The 18581-nt window shown below is 69.1% G+C and carries 16 protein-coding genes; 12 read left to right on the top strand and 4 right to left on the bottom strand.

The features are described from left to right. Positions 1–9: 9 nt before the first annotated feature. The 7 genes from ispG to rbfA all read left to right on the top strand — a co-directional run bounded on the left by ispG (position 10) and on the right by rbfA (position 10038). Positions 10–1158: a flavodoxin-dependent (E)-4-hydroxy-3-methylbut-2-enyl-diphosphate synthase gene (gene ispG / locus EV140_RS08910; RefSeq protein ID WP_173826876.1), complete on the top strand. Its 1149-nt coding sequence runs from the start codon at positions 10–12 to the stop codon at positions 1156–1158. 217 nt (positions 1159–1375) lie between these two features. Continuing rightward, on the top strand, positions 1376–3148 hold the full coding sequence (locus tag EV140_RS08905; protein ID WP_198674419.1) for a proline--tRNA ligase: 1773 nt from the start codon (positions 1376–1378) through the stop codon (positions 3146–3148). A 118-nt stretch (positions 3149–3266) separates the two neighbouring features. Then, positions 3267–5306 carry a PhoX family protein gene (locus tag EV140_RS08900; protein WP_130283141.1) on the top strand — a complete coding sequence of 680 codons (2040 nt, stop codon included), beginning with the start codon at positions 3267–3269 and terminating at the stop codon, positions 5304–5306. Positions 5307–5427: 121 nt separating this feature from the next. Beyond that, a complete protein-coding gene (nusA, locus tag EV140_RS08895) occupies positions 5428–6423 on the top strand; it encodes a transcription termination factor NusA (protein ID WP_130283139.1) in 996 nt (331 codons plus the stop codon). Positions 6424–6434: 11 nt separating this feature from the next. Then, complete coding sequence (locus tag EV140_RS08890) at positions 6435–6722, top strand: YlxR family protein (protein ID WP_130283137.1); 288 nt, start codon at positions 6435–6437, stop codon at positions 6720–6722. Positions 6723–6797: 75 nt separating this feature from the next. Beyond that, positions 6798–9491: a translation initiation factor IF-2 gene (gene infB / locus EV140_RS08885; RefSeq protein WP_130283135.1), complete on the top strand. Its 2694-nt coding sequence runs from the start codon at positions 6798–6800 to the stop codon at positions 9489–9491. Positions 9492–9603: 112 nt separating this feature from the next. Further along, positions 9604–10038 carry a 30S ribosome-binding factor RbfA gene (rbfA, locus tag EV140_RS08880; protein WP_096421984.1) on the top strand — a complete coding sequence of 145 codons (435 nt, stop codon included), beginning with the start codon at positions 9604–9606 and terminating at the stop codon, positions 10036–10038. Positions 10039–10048: 10 nt separating this feature from the next. Here rbfA and EV140_RS13260 read toward each other — a convergent pair whose 3' ends face one another. Together EV140_RS13260 and EV140_RS08875 are read right to left on the bottom strand one after the other, a co-directional pair. Then, the gene (locus EV140_RS13260) at positions 10049–10219 is read right to left on the bottom strand and encodes a hypothetical protein (RefSeq protein WP_157985634.1); all 171 of its coding nucleotides are present in this window, start codon (positions 10217–10219) and stop codon (positions 10049–10051) included. 106 nt (positions 10220–10325) lie between these two features. After that, positions 10326–11588 (bottom strand): MFS transporter, encoded by a 1263-nt coding sequence (locus EV140_RS08875; protein ID WP_241971394.1) that lies wholly within the window; start codon positions 11586–11588, stop codon positions 10326–10328. Positions 11589–11665: 77 nt separating this feature from the next. Here EV140_RS08875 and EV140_RS08870 point away from each other — a divergent pair, with 77 nt between their 5' ends. Next, positions 11666–12214: an ArsR/SmtB family transcription factor gene (locus EV140_RS08870; protein ID WP_130283133.1), complete on the top strand. Its 549-nt coding sequence runs from the start codon at positions 11666–11668 to the stop codon at positions 12212–12214. Here EV140_RS08870 and EV140_RS08865 read toward each other — a convergent pair. Then, positions 12178–13065: an HhH-GPD family protein gene (locus tag EV140_RS08865; protein ID WP_241971393.1), complete on the bottom strand. Its 888-nt coding sequence runs from the start codon at positions 13063–13065 to the stop codon at positions 12178–12180. The two genes, EV140_RS08870 and EV140_RS08865, sit on opposite strands and share 37 nt — an antisense overlap. 344 nt (positions 13066–13409) lie before the next feature. Here EV140_RS08865 and EV140_RS08860 point away from each other — a divergent pair, with 344 nt between their 5' ends. The 3 genes from EV140_RS08860 to EV140_RS08850 are packed head-to-tail and all read left to right on the top strand — an operon-like array spanning position 13410 to position 16568. Next, complete coding sequence (locus EV140_RS08860) at positions 13410–14810, top strand: SDR family oxidoreductase (protein ID WP_198674417.1); 1401 nt, start codon at positions 13410–13412, stop codon at positions 14808–14810. A gap of 24 nt (positions 14811–14834) precedes the next feature. Next, positions 14835–15611 carry a CAP domain-containing protein gene (locus EV140_RS08855; protein ID WP_130283131.1) on the top strand — a complete coding sequence of 259 codons (777 nt, stop codon included), beginning with the start codon at positions 14835–14837 and terminating at the stop codon, positions 15609–15611. 48 nt (positions 15612–15659) lie between these two features. Continuing rightward, positions 15660–16568 carry a glycerophosphodiester phosphodiesterase gene (locus EV140_RS08850; protein WP_130283129.1) on the top strand — a complete coding sequence of 303 codons (909 nt, stop codon included), beginning with the start codon at positions 15660–15662 and terminating at the stop codon, positions 16566–16568. Between the two features lie 13 nt (positions 16569–16581). Here EV140_RS08850 and EV140_RS08845 read toward each other — a convergent pair whose 3' ends face one another. After that, complete coding sequence (locus EV140_RS08845) at positions 16582–17967, bottom strand: M20/M25/M40 family metallo-hydrolase (RefSeq protein WP_130283127.1); 1386 nt, start codon at positions 17965–17967, stop codon at positions 16582–16584. Here EV140_RS08845 and EV140_RS08840 point away from each other — a divergent pair. Further along, positions 17966–18511, top strand: coding sequence for a hypothetical protein (locus EV140_RS08840; RefSeq protein WP_130283125.1), 546 nt, complete (start codon positions 17966–17968; stop codon positions 18509–18511). The two genes, EV140_RS08845 and EV140_RS08840, sit on opposite strands and share 2 nt — an antisense overlap. The last annotated feature ends 70 nt before the right edge of the window (positions 18512–18581 follow it).

Here is an 18581-nt window from a genome sequence, read left to right as displayed (position 1 = left end):
CGAGTTCTCGTGCCCGCCGTCAATCTCGGAATGCCCAAGGTTCCCGAGGTTCTTGCCCCGCGCCGCAAGACCCGCCAGATCAAGGTCGGCAAGGTGATGGTCGGTAGCGACCACCCGGTCAGCGTGCAGTCGATGACGACGACGCCGACGACCGACATCAACGGCACCCTGCAGCAGATCGCTGAGCTCACCGCCACGGGCTGCGACATCGTGCGTGTCGCCGTGCCGAGCCAGGATGACGCCGATGTGCTGCACATCATCGCGAAGAAGAGCCAGATTCCGGTCATCGCCGACATTCACTTCCAGCCGAAGTACGTCTTCCAGGCGATCGACGCCGGGTGCGCCGCCGTGCGGGTCAACCCCGGCAACATTAAGAAGTTCGACGATAAGGTCGGCGAGATCGCGAAGGCCGCCAAAGACGCTGGCGTCAGCCTGCGCATCGGTGTGAACGCCGGCTCGCTCGACCCGCGCCTGCTGCAGAAGTACGGCAAGCCCACCGCCGAGGCGCTCGTCGAGAGCGCCGTGTGGGAGGCGAGCCTGTTCGAGGAGCACGACTTCCACGACTTCAAGATCTCGGTCAAGCACAACGACCCGATCGTCATGGTGAAGGCGTATCGCCAGCTCGCCGAGCGCGGCGATTGGCCCTTGCACCTCGGCGTCACGGAAGCCGGCCCCGCCTTCCAGGGCACGATCAAGAGCGCCACGGCGTTCGGCATTCTGCTCGGCGAAGGGATCGGCGACACGATCCGCGTCTCCCTGTCGGCTCCGCCCGCCGAGGAGATCAAGGTCGGCCTCAAGATCCTCGAGAGCCTGAATCTGCGCGAGCGTAAGCTCGAGATCGTCTCGTGCCCGTCGTGCGGCCGCGCACAGGTCGACGTCTACACGCTCGCCGAAGACGTGACTAAGGGGCTCGAGGGCATGACCGTGCCGCTGCGGGTCGCCGTCATGGGCTGCGTCGTGAACGGACCGGGCGAGGCTCGCGAGGCCGACCTCGGCGTCGCCTCCGGCAACGGCAAGGGACAGATCTTCGTGAAGGGCGAGGTCATCAAGACCGTCCCCGAGTCCGAGATCGTGCAGACACTGATCGACGAGGCGAACCGCATTGCCGCAGAAATGCCTGACGCGCCGACCGGCAGCCCCGAGGTCGTCACCGCGTAGCACGGGGTTGCCTTCCGGCGCGAGCCGTGGCTCACCCCCCGATGGGGGACTGAACCGCCGTTCGTGCGCCGCGATAGTTTCAGAGGCGGGCCTGCGAGCGACACAAGCCCCCCTTGCCGTCGCTCGCAGGCCCTCCGCTTATTGTCACGCGAATCGCACTCGAATTCCAGCATCGGCCGTCGGACCGGCGCGGCGGCCGACGCTACGCTGGATGATCGTGACCACTCGCATGAGCCAGCTCTTCGTTCGCACGCTGCGTGACGACCCCGCCGACGCCGAGGTGGCGAGCCACCGCCTGCTCGTCCGCGCCGGCTACATCCGTCGTCAGGCGCCGGGCATCTTTGCCTGGCTGCCTCTCGGACTGCGCGTGCGTCGCCGTATCGAGGCGATCATCCATGACGAAATGGCGGCCGCGGGAGCCCAGCAGGTCCACTTTCCCGCGCTGCTGCCGCGCGAGCCCTACGAGGCCACCGGGCGCTGGACGGAGTACGGCGACGGAATCTTCCGCCTGAAGGACCGCAAGGGCGCCGACTACCTGCTGGCCCCCACCCACGAGGAGGTCTTCACGATGCTCGTGAAGGACCTCTACTCGTCGTACAAGGACCTGCCCCTGTCGATTTACCAGATCCAGGACAAGTACCGTGACGAGGCACGGCCCCGCGCCGGTCTTCTGCGCGGCCGCGAGTTCTCGATGAAGGACGCCTACTCATTCGACTACACCGACGACGGGCTCGACGCCTCGTACCAGGCCCAGCGCGACGCTTATGAGCGTATCTTCACGCGCCTGGGGCTCGAGTATGTGATCGTGCAGGCCGACGCCGGGGCCATGGGAGGTTCGCGCAGCGAAGAGTTCCTGCACCCGACAGCGGTTGGCGAAGACACGTTCGTGCGCTCAGCCGGCGGGTACGCCGCCAACGTCGAGGCGTATCGCACGACCGCGCCCGCGGCACTGCCTATCGACGGGCAGCCCGAGGCGGTCGTGTTCGACTCGCCCGACACGCCGACCATCGCCACGCTCGTGGCGCTGGCGAACGACCGACACCCGCGCGAGGACCGCCCGTGGGAGGCGGCCGACACGCTGAAGAACGTCGTGCTGCGGCTGACACATCTCGATGGCTCCAGCGAACTCGTCATCGTGGGGGTTCCCGGCGACCGCGAGGTCGACATGAAGCGCGCCGAGGTGGCGTTCGCGCCCGCCGAGGTCACCGCCGCCATCGACGAGGACTTCGCGAAGCACCCCGGCCTCGTCAAGGGCTACATCGGCCCGTGGAGTGCCGCTGGGCCGGTGCTCGGCGAGGAGGGCTCAACCACGGGAATCCGCTATCTCGTCGACCCCCGGGTGGTCGACGGCACCGCTTGGGTGACCGGCGCGAACGAGCACGAGAAGCACGTATTCCACCTGGTTGCTGGCCGCGACTTCGCGGCCGACGGGATCGCTGACATCGCCGAGGTACGCGCGGGCGATCCCGCGCCCGACGGCTCCGGCCCCGTCGAACTCGCCCGCGGCATGGAGATCGGCCACGTCTTCCAGCTCGGCCGCAAGTACGCCGAATCACTCGACCTGAAGGTGCTCGACGAGAACGGCAAGCTCGTGACCGTCACGATGGGTTCCTACGGCATCGGCGTGACACGCATCCTCGCGGCGATCGCGGAGGGCAATCACGACGAGCGCGGCCTCATCTGGCCCCGCGCCGTGGCTCCGTTCGACGTGCACGTCGTCGCTACGGGCAAAGATGCTGCCGTGTACGAGATCGCCGACGCGCTCGTCAGCGAGCTGCACGAGGCCGGCTTCGACGCGCTGTACGATGACCGGCCGAAGGTGTCGCCGGGGGTCAAGTTCGGCGACGCCGAGCTGATCGGTGTGCCGCTCATCATCATCGTCGGCCGCGGCGCCGCCGAAGGCACGGTCGAGTTCTGGGATCGCCGCTCGGGCGAGCGTCGTGATGTCGCCCTGGGCGAGGTGCCGGCGGCTCTGGCCCAGGCAGACTGACGGGGTTCACGCTCCGTTCACGGGGCGAACACCCTCCGGTCGCACGCCGGTCACGCGGCGGTCGCGCCCCTGAGCGACGGTGGCGGAGCATCCGTCATCTGACCGAGGGGGCTCGACCATGACCATCAGCGCCGATACCGACCAGCGCACCCATCTGCCGATCATCGACCACGCGCGCGGCAAGCGTTCGCCCGTCACGTGCCGACTGAAGTGCGCCGACGCGTGCCTCGGGCCCGAGTGCAACACCTCGAGCAACGCGACGTTCCGCTCGATCGCGCAGACCGCCTTCAGTCGGCGCGCGCTGCTCGGCGGAGCCGCCGCGGGCGCCGTCGTCATCGCGACGACCTCGCTCGAGCGGCCCACGGCCGCCGTCGCCGCGCCCGCCGCGACGGGCCTGCCGTTCACGCCGATCGCCCCCGTCGACGCGAGCGTCGACTCGTTCGTCGTGCCCGAGGGCTACACCTGGGCACCGCTCATCCGCTGGGGCGACCCCGTGCTCGCCGGAGCCCCCGTCTTCGACATCGTCGCCCAGTCGCCCGCCGCCCAGGCCGCGCAGTTCGGCTACAACAACGACTACATCGACATCATCGTCGACGCCGGCGGCCTCACGGGCGTGCTCGTCGCCAACCACGAGTACGTCAACCCCGACATCATGTTCGCGCCGTCGAGCGACCCGGCCGAGCTGCGGCGTCGCAGCGAGATCTACAAGGCAGCGCAGGGCATGAGCGTCGTCGAGGTCGTGCGGGATGCGCCCGGGGCTCCGTGGCGCACGGTTCCTGGCGGGCGCCGCAATCGCCGCTTCACGGTCGACTCGCCCTTCGCGCTCACCGGCCCCGCGGCGGGCTCGGAGCTCGTCCGCACCGCGGCAGACCCGGAGGGGCGCACGGTGCTCGGCACGCTCGGCAACTGCGCCGGCGGCACGACGCCGTGGGGCACGGTGCTCTCGGGCGAGGAGAACTTCAACGGCTACTTCTCGTCGCCCGCCACGACCCCCTCGCGCGCTCGCTACGGCTTCCGGCAGCGCCCGACGAGCACCGGGTGGGAGACCTGGGACAAGCGCTTCAACGGCGCCGAGCCGGGCTACGAAAACGAGGAGCACCGCTTCGGCTACATCGTCGAGGTCGACCCTCTCGACCCCGCATCCACGCCCGTCAAGCACACCGCCCTGGGGCGCTTCAAGCACGAGGGCGCGAACGTCTCGATCGCCGAGGACGGCCGTGTCGTGGCCTACATGGGCGACGATGAGCGCGGCGACTATCTGTACAAGTTCGTCTCGAAGCACCGGGTGAACACGGGCAGCGGCCCCGGCGCGCGCAAGCAGAACCTGAAGCTGCTCAGCGAGGGCGACCTGTTCGTCGCGCGGTTCACCGGCGACTCGCCGGCGAGCGAGATCGACGGCTCGGGCCGTCTGCCGCAGGACGGCCGGTTCGACGGCACAGGGGAGTGGATCGCCCTCACCCGCAAGGGCGAGAGCGCGGTGCCGGGCATGAGCGTCGAACAGGTGCTCGTGCACACGCGCCTCGCCGCCGACCTCGTCGGCGCGACCAAGATGGACCGCTGCGAGGACGTCGAGCCGCACCCGACGACCGGGCGCGTCTACATCGCGTGCACCAACAACTCGCGCCGCGGCATCGATGCGCCGGTCGACGAGGCCAACCCGCGCCTGTCGAACAGGGATGGCCACGTCATCGAGCTCGTGGAGTCGGAGGGGCAGGGCGGCACGCGGTTCGCCTGGAGCATCCTGCTGCTGTGCGGCGACCCGAGCGGGGCGGCGCTGACGTACTTCGCCGGGTTCCCGCCCGCGATGGTCTCGCCGATCTCGTGCCCCGACAACGTCGCGTTCGACGCGGAGGGCAATCTCTGGATCTCGACCGACGGGGCGCCGAGCACGATCCGCAAGAACGACGGGCTGTTCAAGGTGCCGCTCGAGGGGCCGGACCGCGGGCGCGTGCAGCAGTTCCTGTCGGTGCCGCGCGACGCCGAGACGTGCGGGCCGATCATCCGCGTCGAGGACGGCATGGTGCTCGTCGCCGTGCAGCACCCCGGCGAGGACGGCTCGTTCGCGGCTCCGAACTCGCTGTTCCCCGACTACGGTGCGAGCGGCGCCGGCACAGCTCGGGCGCCGCGGCCGTCGGTCGTGCAGGTCTGGCGCGCCTAGGCGTTCCGCTCGGCCTCTGCCGGGGGTGAGGAGGGGGCGCGGAGTCGGGTACCGTGGAGGTCCGACCCGCGCCCTCTCCTGTGAGCGGCGCGTGGCCCAATCGAATAGCGGAGGCACCCACGTGGACATCGACCTGGCAGTACTGAGGATGATGGAGCGCGAGCGCGAGATCCCGTTCGACGAGCTGGTGCAGATCATCGAGCAGGCCATTCTCACCGCCTATCTCAAGCACACCGATCAGGCCGACCAGCGCGGCTCCGACGCCCCGCAGCCTCGCGTCGAGCTCGACCGCAAGAGCGGCCACATCACGGTCTACGTTCCCGAGTTCGACGACGATGGCAACCTCATCGGAGAGGCGCCCGACAGCCCCGACGACTTTGGCCGCATTGCCGCGTTCGCCGCCAAGCAGGTCATCAATCAGCGACTGCGCGACATCGGCGATGACCGCGTGCTCGGCGAGTTCAAGGGCCGCGAGGGTGACATCGTCGCCGGTGTCATCCAGCAGGGTCCGAACCCGCGCATGGTGCACATCGACCTCGGCACGGTCGAGGCCATCCTTCCGCCCGAAGAGCAGGTTCCCGGTGAGGAGTACCCACACGGCAGCCGCATCCGCGTGTATGTCACGAGCGTGTCAAAGGGCTTGAAGGGTCCGTCGATCACGGTGAGCCGCACGCACCCGTCTCTCGTTCGCCGCCTGTTCGCGCTGCACGTGCCCGAGATCGCTTCCGGTGTCGTGGAGATTGTTTCGCTCGCGCGCGAGGCGGGCCACCGCACCAAGATCGCCGTCAGGGCGACGGAGCCGGGCGTCAACGCGAAGGGCGCCTGCATCGGAGAGTTGGGGCAGCGCGTGCGGGGTGTGACCGCCGAACTCGGCACCGAGAAGATCGACATCGTCGACTACTCGGATGACCTCGCGACGTTCGTGAAGAACGCACTGTCGCCCGCGAAGGTGACGGACGCGTTCGTCATCAACCCGGACACGAAGGCGGTTCGCGCCCTCGTGCCCGACTACCAACTGTCGCTCGCGATCGGTAAGGAGGGCCAAAACGCCCGCCTCGCCGCCAAGTTGACTGGCGCAAAAATCGACATTCAGCCCGATTCCGTGATGGATGACTAGCACCCGCTAGGATGGAACCCGTCAGAACCTGCGTCGGCTGTCGCGCTCGCGTTCCTCGTTCCGAACTTATTCGGTGCGTCGTGCGTGACGGAACAGTCGTCGCGGACGCGTTGGCCAGTCATCCTGGCCGGGGCGCGTGGGTGCACGCCACCCGCGACTGCATCGAGACGGCGACGTCACGTCGAGCATGGGCTCGCGCGTTTCGGACCGCCGGCCCGCTCGACGCAGGAGGGCTTTTGGCACTGTACGGATCCACCGGATCCTCGAGAGAACAGGCTGATCGGCACATGGACAACTGATGAGCGGCTCGAAATGAGACCCGTCCACCATTAGTGGTCTGCCCCTGTCCGGGTGCAGGCCCAGACAGGAGAGAAGTGGCTGGAAAACCACGCGTACACGAAATCGCCAGCGAGTTCGGAGTATCGAGTAAGGACGCGCTGGAGAAGCTGAAGGAGCTTGGCGAATTCGTCAAGGGTCCATCGTCGACAATCGAACCGCCCGTCGCGCGAAAGCTTCGCGCTGCCCTCGAGGCTGACGGGGCCAAGCCCGTCGCCGACGAGAAGCCGGCGGCGAAGAAGCCGGCCCCGAAGGCTGCACCGAAGCCCGCGCCGGCTCCCGCCGCGCCCGCGGCTGAGCCGGAGGCTCCGGCCGCGCCCGCCGCCGCCGAGGCTGCTCCAGCCGCGCCCGCGGCTCCGGAAGCACCCGCAGCGCCCGCAGGCGACGCGGAGAAGCCCGCGCCGTCGAAGCCTGCCGCGACGGGTGGTCCGCGTCCCGGCAACAATCCCTTTGCCTCCCAGCAGGGCATGGCGCGCCCCGGCACGCCCCGACCCGGCAACAACCCGTTCTCGTCCTCGCAGGGCATGCCCCGCCCGGGCGGCGCGGGTGGCGCGATCCCGCGTCCGCCGCGTCCCGGCGCGCCCCGCCCCGGAGCCCCTCGACCCGGTGCGCCCCGTCAGGGAGCGCCCGGACGCGGCAACGCGCCGTTCCAGACCCGCCAGGGTGGCGGCGCGCGGCCGGCGCCCGGTACCCCTGGCTTCCGTCCTGGTGGTCCCGGCGGCCCGGGTGGCCCCGGTGGCGGTGGCGGCGGTTTCCGCGGCGGTGGCCGTGGCCGCGGCCCCGGTGGCGGCACCGCTGGTGCGTTTGGTCGTGGCGGCGGCAAGAGCCGCGCCCGCAAGTCGAAGCGGACGAAGCGGCAAGAGTTTGAAATGCGGGAGGCGCCGTCGGTAGGCGGCGTCAGCGTTCCCCGCGGCGACGGCAAGACCGTTATTCGCCTGCGTCAGGGCGCATCCATTACGGACTTCGCCGACAAGTTGGAGACCGCCACGGGCATGAACTGCCCGCCCGGAAACCTCGTGACGGTGCTGTTCCACCTCGGTGAGATGGCGACCGCCACCGAGTCGCTTGACGGCGCCACCTTCGAGGTCCTCGGCGAGGAGCTCGGCTGGAAGATCGAGATCGTCTCGCCGGAGGACGAAGACAAGGAACTGCTCGAGGCGTTCGACATCGACCTCGACGAGGTGGACGACGAGGAAGACCTCGTCATCCGTCCTCCGGTGGTCACCGTCATGGGCCACGTCGACCACGGTAAGACGAAGCTGCTCGACGCGATCCGCGAGGCGAACGTCGTCGCGGGCGAGGCCGGCGGCATTACCCAGCACATCGGTGCCTACCAGGTGTGGACCGAGCACGAGGACATCGAGCGCGCGATCACCTTCATTGACACCCCCGGTCACGAGGCGTTCACCGCCATGCGTGCCCGCGGTGCGCAGGTGACTGACGTCGCGATCCTCGTGGTCGCCGCCGACGATGGCATCATGCCGCAGACGGTGGAGGCGCTGAACCACGCCCAGGCGGCCAACGTGCCGATCGTGGTCGCGGTCAACAAGGTCGACAAGGAGGGGGCCAACCCCGCTAAGGTGCGTCAGCAGCTCACCGAGTACGGCCTCGTCGCCGAAGAGTACGGCGGAGACGTCATGTTCATCGACGTCTCTGCGCTGCAGAAGAAGGGCATCACCGAGCTGCTCGACGCCGTTCTGCTGACGGCCGACGCTGGCCTCGACCTGCGCGCGAACCCGAACAGACTGGCGCGCGGAACCGCGATCGAGGCGAAGCTCGACAAGGGCCGCGGTGCGGTGGCGACCGTGCTGATTCAGGCCGGAACCCTGCGCGTCGGCGATGCCATCGTCGCGGGCACCGCCTACGGCCGCGTGCGCGCCATGACGGACGAGAACGGCGAGAAGGTCGACGAGGCCTACCCGTCGCGTCCGGTGGCCGTTCAGGGTTTGTCGACCGTGCCGCGCGCGGGTGACACGTTCATCGTCACCGACGATGACCGCACCGCCCGCCAGATCGCCGAGAAGCGAGAAGCCGCCGAGCGCAACGCCATGCTGGCCAAGGCCCGCAAGCGCATCAGCCTCGAAGACTTCACGAAGGCGCTGGAAGACGGCAAGGTCGAGTCGCTCAACCTCATCCTCAAGGGAGACGTCTCGGGTGCTGTTGAGGCCCTGGAAGAGGCGCTTCTCAAGATCGAGGTCGACGAGAGCGTGCAGCTGCGCATCATCCACCGCGGTGTTGGTGCGGTGACCGAGAGCGACGTGAACCTCGCGACGATCGACAACGCGATCATCGTGGGCTTCAACGTGCGCCCCGACACGAAGGCGCGCGAGCGTGCCCAGCGTGAGGGTGTCGACATCCGCTTCTACTCGGTCATCTACTCGGCGCTCGAGGAGATCGAGAACTCGCTGAAGGGCATGCTGAAGCCCGAGTTCGAAGAGGTGCAGTCGGGCGTGGCCGAGATTCGCGAGATTTTCCGCTCGTCGAAGTTCGGCAACATCGCCGGTGTCATCGTGCGCAGCGGCACGATCACGCGCAACGCCAAGGCGCGCGTGATCCGTGAGGGCGTCGTCGTCGGCGACAACCTCGCGATCGAGTCGCTGCGTCGTTTCAAGGACGATGTCACCGAGGTTAAGACCGACTTCGAAGCTGGTATCGGCTTGGGCAAGTTCAACGACATCCAGGTCGGCGACGAGATCGAGACGATCGAGATGAAGGAAAAGCCGCGCGCCTAAGCGTCGCGAGCGTGTCTGTCGGGCCCCGGCCCCGTGCATCCGCACGGCGGGCGGGGCCCGTTCGGCACAGAACAGAACCACACGCACCACACGACGAAGAAGGTGGGTCACCATGAGTGAGAACCCTCGCGCCCGCAAGGTCGCCGACCGCATCCATGAGGTCATTGCCACGCGCCTCGAGAGAGGCCTTCGTGACCCGCGACTCGGCTTTGTCACGATCACGGAGGTGCGCGTCACCGGTGACCTGCAGCACGCCAGCATCTTCTACACGGTGTACGGCACCGACGAGGAGCGCGCCGACTCGGCTGCGGCACTGAAGGCGGCCACCGGCATGTTGCGCACCGAGGTCGGCAAGAACCTCAATACGCGCCTGACTCCCACCATCGAGTTCATCGCCGACGGCGTGCCCGAGAACGCGGCGGCGATCGAGAACCTGCTCCGCGAGGCGCGCGAACGGGATGCCCAGACCGAGGCGGAGGCGAGAAGCGCCCAGTACGCAGGTGACGAAGACCCGTACGTCAAGCCCCGCGAGGCCGACGACGAGTAGGGGACGCGGCCTAGGAGTGGCCGCCCAGGTCGATCGACCCCGTGTTGAAGATGGACACGGCAATCAGGATCACGCCGGCGAGGATCGACAGTCCCGCGATCACGCCGAACAGGGCGACGCCCGCCTTTTCGATCAGGCCGGGGCGGGGTTCTGCGCCGGTGTGCTCTGCATCCATGCTCATCGAGTGACTCCTTTGTGACGGGATCGCGTTCGTCGACTCCTCCTATCGTGCCGCACATTGCTGAGAAGCGAGGACGGAACGCCCGGGCGGGTGCAGCGTTCGCCGTCTAGTGAGCGTTCAGTTCGGTGGGAAGGCGCCGCATCCCGAGGAGGGGAGAGGCGACGACGAATCCTGCGGCGAGGAGAACCCCGGCGGTAGCGAGCCACAACAGGGCCGGAATTCCGATGGTGGTCGCGATAACCCCAGACAGGACGCCCGCGATGGGCATGACGCCCCACACCACGAAGCGAATGGACGCATTCATGCGACCGAGGAGAGGCACGGGGCAGATGCGCTGCCGGAAGCTCACCTGGGCGATGTTGTAAACGAGCACGCTCACGCTCGTCACCGCGTTCCCGACCATGAGGAGCGCGATGGCGATGGAGGGGAAGACCGGCATGAGCGCGAACAGGGCCATCCCACCCACGCCCAGGAGTGCGGAGAGCGGGATCACGGTTCCTTCACCGATGCGTTCCGAGGCGGGTGCGGCGAGCACTGCCCCGATGAGACCCCCGACCGCGCCCACGGACAGCGCGATGCCGTACAGCGCCGGACTGATCTCGAGGTCACGGAGGACGAGCAGGGGCAGCATCGTGAACAGCAGGCTGGCGAAGAAGTTGGTGAGCGCCGTGCAGGCCGCAATCGACCGCAGGAGGCGCTGGTTCCAGACGAAGGCGAGACCCTCGACGATCTCCGTCCACAGCGGTCGTCGCTGATCTCGCGGCGCGGGCAGTTCCTCATCGCGGATGCTCGCGATCGCCACGAAGGAACCGAGGTACGTGATCGCCGTCGCCGCCAGCAGAATCGGGGCCTGCACAACGGCGAGGAGGAGGCCGCCGAGCCCCGGGCCGGCCACTCCCGCGAGTTGGGCGGTCGATTCGAGCTTTCCGTTCGCGTCGGAGATCTTGTCGCGAGGAACCAGCACGGGGATGTAGCTCTGGTAGGCGACGTCGAAGAACACCTGCGCGAATCCGATGACTGCGGCGAGCACGATCAGGTGCCACATCTGCAGGGCGCCGGCGGCCCAGAGGATCGGGATCGCCCCGAAGGCGAGGGCTCGCGTGATGTTTGCCCGCATCATCACTCGTCGCTTGAGGCTGCGGTCCACCCACGCCCCGGCCGGGAGTCCGACGACGAGGAACGCGAGGGTGCCTGCGGCGCCGAGAAGCCCGACTTCCCACTCGTTGGCGCCCAGGATCGCGACCGCGAGGACGGGAATGGCGATGCCGCCGAATTCTGCCCCGAATTGAGCTCCCGCTTCGCCGCTCCACAGGCGCATGAAGTTGCGGTGGCGCCACAGGGTCGGGGAGCGCGGGGGTGGGGAGGTCACGGGGACATCCTGGCTGAACCGATTGATAAGTGTCAATCGGTTGGTCGATCTCCGAAACGCTTCGCTATGGTCGAGCGGTGGCGACCACTCACTCGGCGAGCGCGAACTCCGACGATGCGGATGCGCGCCAGCTGTCGGCTGGGCGCGCGCTGGCATCGCCGCTGCGGTTGCGCATCCTGCGCTTCTGTCTCTACGACGCGCACACGAATCGCGAGATTGCGGAGGAGTTCGGCCTGAACGTCGGCACGAGTCTTCACCACGTGAGAACGCTCGTCGACAACGGATTCCTCGTCGCGGAAGAGACGCGCACCGGTCGGCGAGGAGCGCGGGAGATTCCCTATCGGGCAACCGGCCTGTCATGGTCCACCCGCATCGACGGCCAGGGTGCCCTTGTCATCCGGACCTTCCTGGAAGAAGTCGACGGCCTCGATCTTGACGAGCAGTTCATGGTGCGGATGGGCTTCAAACTCACTCCCGAACGGCTAGAAGAACTGCAGAACCGTTTGGTGGAGGTCATTCACGAGTACCACGAGTCACCCGACGACGACGGCACCCGGCACGGGCTGTTCCTCTCGGTCCACCCCGAGGGTCACCGCTCCTCGCGCACGGAGTCGGGAAGCGAGTAGCCCCGGTCGACATCGCCCGTGGCGAGGCCATCAGCGAGGAGACCCCTGAGGGCCCGCTCGCGCTGACCAGGGTCGGGCCACACCCCCTCAATGACCCAGGCCGGCACCGGACCGTCGCTGTGGCGCAGCTCCCGCATGATGAGCCCGCGCACCTGGCGGTCGCTTCCCTCGAACCGGGCCTGCCGCAGCGCCGCCGGCCCGTCGTAGGCGGGATAGTCGGCCGCTCGCCACGCGCAGAGCTCGGCGATCGGGCACGCGTCGCAGCGCGGAGCGCGAGCCGTGCAGACTGTCTGCCCGAGCTCCATGGCGCCCGCGTTGACGTCGTGCGCCTCGGCCGGGTCGTCGGGCAGCAGCGCGTCCATCGCGGCGAGGTCGGCCCGGATGCGGGCGGGGCCCGCCGCGCCCTGGCCGTGCACGGCGCGCGCGATCATGCGACGGGTGTTGACGTCGACGACGGGGACGCGCATCCCGAACGCGAAGCAGGCGATCGCGCGAGCCGTGTAGTCGCCGATTCCGGGGAGAGCGAGCAGCGCGTCGACGTCGGCCGGAACCTCGCCACCGTGCTGTTCGGCGATTCTCGTCGCCGCGGCGTGCAGGTTGAGGGCGCGGCGGGGGTAGCCGAGGCGGTCCCACGCCCGCACCGCCTCGGCGGGGGAGTCGGCCGCGAGCGCGTCCGGCGTCGGCCACCGGGCGAGCCACTGCTCCAGCCGGGGAATGACCCGGGCGACGGGGGTCTGCTGCAGCATGATCTCGCTTACGAGCGTGCCCCAGGGGCTGAACCCGGGGCGGCGCCACGGCAGGTCACGGGCGTTCTCGCGGTACCAGGCGGCGATCGTCGGGCTCAACTGCACGCGTTCAGCCTAGGCTCGCCCTCATGACGGAGACGCGCACGGCCCTGCTCGACGAGCTGAGCGACGAGTTGCTCGCGGCACACTGCGCCGAGCGATATGCCCGCGGCCGCGACTCGGCAGAGGGCTACTACCGCGACTCGTTCGACCATGACGCCCTGCGCGAGCAGACGGTGGTGCCGTTCCGTTCCAGCGCGACCGCCGTTCAGACGGTGGTCGACGTGCCGCGACGGGCAGGCGATCTACCGGCGCGAGGCGCAGCCGCACCGCGTGGCGACGATCGTGATCGACAATGCCGACCACGAGCATCCCCGCCCGGTATTCGCCGACTTCTGCTGGGCGAATGGATGCGCGGGGCGCGTTCAGGAGGTCGGGCTAGCGTTCCCAGCATGCGCACCCTCGTCACCGGCGCGACCGGGTACATCGGCGGCCGGCTCGTGCCGCGACTCGTCGCGGCAGGCCACACGGTGCGGGTGTTCGTGCGCGATGCCGACCGTCTGCGTGATGTGCCCTGGAGCGGCGATGTGGAGGTGGCGACGGGCGACCTGCGCAGCCCGCACGACGTCGCGGCGGCCCTCGACGGCGTCGAGGTGCTGTATTACCTTGTGCATTCGATGACCTCGGGGCGCGACTTCGAGACGTTGGAGAGGCGCATCGCCGACACGGTCGCCCGCGCGGCGGGGGAGGCGGGGGTTCGCCGCATCGTGTACCTCGGCGGGTTGCACCCCGACGGGCCGCTGTCGCGGCACCTGCGCAGCCGCGCCGAGGTGGGCGAGATTCTGCTCGCGAGTGGCGTTCCGACCGCGGTGCGTGACGTGCTGCACTACCTGATCGGCGCGGCGACCCTCCCCGCCGACGTGAACCGCACCTTCGACATCGGCGGACCGGACGTCTTGCGGTACGGGCAGATGATGAACGGCTACGCGCTGGAGGCGGGGCTCAAGCAGCGACCGATTGCGAGCCTGCCCGTTCTCACCCCGTATCTCGCCAGCCAGTGGGTGAACCTCGTCACCCCGATTCCGCGCTCGCTCGCAGTGCCGATCATCTCGTCGTTGCAGTACGACGCGATCTGCAGCGAGCACGACATCGAGCAGTACATCGCCGCGCCCGAGGGCGGGCTGACCGGCTACCGGCAGGCCGTGCGCTACGCGCTCGCGAAGATGCGCGAAGGGGAGGTCGAGACGAGCTGGCGCAACGCGGCCGTCGCTGAGGCTCCCGCCGATCCTCTGCCGAGCGACCCCGAGTGGAGCGGGGCGACCGTGTTCGTCGACCACCGCGAGGCCGACAGCGATGCGACCCCGGACGAGCTGTGGCGCGTCGTGGAGGGCATCGGTGGCGACAACGGCTGGTACTCACTGCCGGTCGCGTGGGCGGCCCGCGGCTGGCTCGACAAGCTCGTCGGGGGAGTGGGGCTGCGGCGCGGGCGGCTCGACCCCGAGCGCCTCCAGCCGGGCGACGCCCTCGACTTCTGGCGGGTCGAGCAGCTCGACCGCGGCACGTTCCTGCGCCTGCGTGCCGAGATGAAGCTGCCGGGTCGCGCGTGGCTCGAGTTCCGCGTCAGCCCCCGCGAGGGCGGTGGTTCGCACCTCGATCAGCGCGCCGTGTTCTTCCCGTCGGGGCTCGGCGGCCGCCTGTACTGGGGCATCATCATCCCCTTCCACGGAGTGATCTTCCCCGGCATGGCGGAGGGCATGGCCCGTCAGGCCGAGGCGAATGCTCGCATTCGGCAGGAGATTCGCGCAGAATAGGGCCCGTGGGGGCCGCACCGGGGGGTGCTGGCGTCGCTCGCGGGGCTGATGCTCGCGGCGGCGCTGATCGTCGCGCCCGGCGCCTCGACGCCCGCCCACGCCAGCGAAGCGGGCACGATTCACTCGCTGCTCAATCAGGCCAGGGGAGGCTCGGGGCTCGGCCCGTTGGCCCGCAACGGAGCGCTCGACCAGGTTGCGCTGAATTGGGCGAATCAGATGGCGGCCGAGGGGCGGCTGTACCACAACCCGAGCTACAGCGCTCAGATACCCGGCGGCTGGAGCCGCGCCGCGGAGAACATCGCGCAGGGCTACCCGACGGGTGCATCCATGCACGACGGCTGGTGGAACTCGCCCGGCCACAGGGCGAACATGCTGGGCGACTTTACCGATGTCGGCATCGCTTTCATCCAGGCCGGCGGTACGACTTGGGGCGTGCAGGTGTTCGCGAAGTACGGCTCGAGTGTGCCCGCACCCGCGCCGCCGCCTCCCCCCGCACCCGCAGAGCCCGCGCCAGCGCCCGAACCAGAGCCCGACACCGCCACAGCCATGCCCGCAATGGAGCCGCGGCCGACGCCCGAAGCGAGGGTCGTCGACGACGCGACCGCGAGCATCCGCATGTCGAATACGGCAGCGCTCTCCGCGACTGAGCTTCCCCCCGCGGTGGGCGCGGCAGCCGGGATGCTCGGTGCCGGTCTCATCGGATTGCTGGCGGTCGCCGGGTCGTTCTTCCCCCGAAAGGGGGCTGAGAATCGCCGCACTCGCGGGCGTCTTTGGTCACGGAACGGTAACGGATCCCCCTAGGCTGGTCGGCACCGCATCGACGCGGTGACCCGAGGACTGGGAGGTTTCGTGACGCATTCCGAGACCCAGCCCCGCCGCTTTTGTCGCGGTCACCGCTACTCGTTCCGTCGCGTGTCGACGACGGTCGCGGTGACCGTCGCCCTCGTGGGTGTGTTCTCGGTGGACTACACGGCCGCGACGGCGTACGCCGCCATCCCAGCGTATGCACAGGCAATGAATGACGGGGCTCCGCTGACCGCCGCCCACCGCGGAGACCCCGTCGCGGCTCCCGAGAACACCGTTCCCGCGATCGTCGCGGGCATCAACGGAGGTGCCGACATTGTCGAGTTCGATCTGCAGCTCACGAGCGACGGCCACGCCGTGCTGATGCACGACGACATGGTTGATCGCACGACCGACGGAGCGGGACCGATCAGCGAATTCACGCTCGACGGCATCCGACAGCTGGACGCGGGATCGTGGTTTGGTCCTGCCTGGCACGGCACCCCGGTGCCGACGGCACGGGAGGCGCTCGAACCCTTCATCGACGTGCCGACGACGGCTCTCGTCGAGTTCAAGGGCACGTGGCACGAAGAGGACGTCGCCCCGGTCGTCGCGGTGATCGACGAACTGGGAATCGGTGATCGCACCGTCGTCTCGAGCTTCGAGGCGCGCACCATGATCGCCTTGCAGCGGGCTGCTCCGCACCTGCAACGGGCCCTCACGATGCGCGTGCTTCCGGCGTCGCCGTTCGGCCTCGTGGCGGCCTACGACGCCTCTGTGGTCGTGACGAGTATGCGCTCGATCGACCTGTCGCCGCGCATGGTGTCGCAACTTCAGCAGGCTGGCGTGACGGTGATCGTCTACACGCTGAATACGCCGACGCTCTGGCAAAAGGCGCGTCAGGCGGGTGTCGACGTCATCGTGACCGATGACCCGCGCGGCATGAACCACTGGGCCGACTGGCTTAGTTCGTAGGGCGCATCTTGCGTCAGCGTTGGCGCAGCAACGCCTCGTAGACACGCACGCCCTCCAGGAACGCCGGCACCCGAATGCGCTCGTTCTTCGCGTGGAGGCACGCGCGCTCGTCGGCCGTCATCCGGAACGGCGCGAATCGGTACACGTGATCGCTGATCGCGGTGAACCAGCGGCTGTCGCTCGCCTGCATCATGACGTAGGGCGAGACCATGAGTCCGGGATGCACGTCGCGCACCGCCTGCACGATCGCCTCCCAGCCCTCCCCGGAGGCGGGCGACACGGGGGAGGGTTCGCTCGGTTCGAGCACCTCGACCGTGACGCGTTCGTCGTCGATGGCGGTTTCCACCTCGGAGACGGCCTCGGCGACGGACGTTCCGGGCGCGATGCGCATATTGATCGTGGCTTCGGCGCGTTCGGCCAACGCGTTGGCGGCGTGGCCGGCCCGCAGCTCGGTGACCGCGCGGGTCGTTCGCACGAGCGCTCGGGTCTCGGGGCTCGTGCGCAGAAACACGCGCAGCAGCAGCGGCGCGAACAGGTCCACCCGTCGGAACACGAAGCGGAGGGCCGGTTTCGCGCGTTCGCCGAGCGTACGAATCATGAGTCGGGTCGTCGCATCGAGCCGCGCGCGGGCGGGTCGGGCGTTCAACCGCAGGATGGCGCGCGCGAGCCGCTCGGTTGCCGCCAGCGGGGGCGGGCTCGCGGCGTGCCCGCCCTGCTGCTCGACGGTGAGGCGCAGGGTGGTGATGCCCTTCTCGGTCACGCCGACCACCGCGTACGGCTCGTCGACACCGGGAAAGGCGCCAGACACGATTGCCCCTCCCTCGTCGAGTACCAGGGATGGCCGCACTCCGCGCTCGCGGAGGACCTTCACGATGGCGCGCGCGCCGCGCCCGTTAACCTCCTCGTCGTCGCCGAGGCTGACGAGAACATCGTGCCGGGGGCGGAAGCCGGCCGCGAGTAGTCGCTCGATGGATTCGAGAATGGCGGCGGCGCATCCCTTGTCATCGATCGTGCCGCGGCCCCACAGCACCGCCTCGTCGCCGTCGGGACCGGAGTCGGTGATGACGGCGGCGAACGGCGGGTGTTCCCAGCCCTCCTCGGTCGCGGGCACCACGTCGTAGTGCGCCATCAGGACCGTGGGCGTCGACGCACCGGTGGGATCAGTTCCCGGCCAGCGATACAGCAGTGCCGCGTCGCCGATGCGCTCGCGGGTCAGGTGCTCGTGCACGAGCGGGTAGAGCGTCGGGAGGGCGTCGATGAATCGCTCGAACGGTTCCGGGCCGCGGCGCGGCCCCGGCCCGTCGGGCGGCCGCGAGACCGTCGGGATGCGCACCAACTCCTGCAACCGCGCGATCGCCCTCTCGTCGCGCAGCGTGCCAGGCGATAGCGTCGCGGTCATGCGCCCCATCGTCGCACTGCGGGGTCTCGTCACGGCGATGCTGGTCGGCGTGGCCGCTCCGCTCGACGCGATCGTCACCGCCGGGTTGCTGTCGCGGCAGCCACTCAGCGCAGCCGGCGCCGAGGTGAACGATCACCTCACCGGTCTCGACCAGTACATCCGCCTCGCCGTAGCCGGTCGCACGCGCGTGCTGCAGTCGCCGCAGGGTGCGCTGCGCGAACCGATCGACCCGAACGACCGCGGGGCGCGGCTGAAGCTGATCGAGCGGCTGTTGCCCTGGGCGGTGCTGTTCGGCCACGAGAAAGAGTGGGCGGCAGAGCTCGGCTCGTTCTACGCCGAGGGTGAGTCGCCCAGCTGGTTCCGCGGCGCGCGCCCGTTTACCGTCGGCGCCTTCGCCGCCGGCGTCGGCTCGGTCAGCTCCACCCTGTCGTCGAGCTACTCGGGCACGAGTTCATCGGGCGGCTCCGGCGGCGGGGATCCTCGGGCGGCGGTAGAGGCGGCGGCGTGTAGCCGCGCTGCGCGAGGTGGTCTTAGGGGGGCGTAACAATTCGACCCGGATCGCGCGTCGAAACCGGACCACGGTTCACAATGACTGTCACCCGCACTTTCACCGC

Source organism: Microcella alkaliphila (assembly GCF_004216855.1).
Taxonomy (GTDB): Bacteria; Actinomycetota; Actinomycetes; order Actinomycetales; family Microbacteriaceae; genus Microcella; species Microcella alkaliphila.
This window is presented reverse-complemented; position numbering and strand designations above follow the sequence as displayed.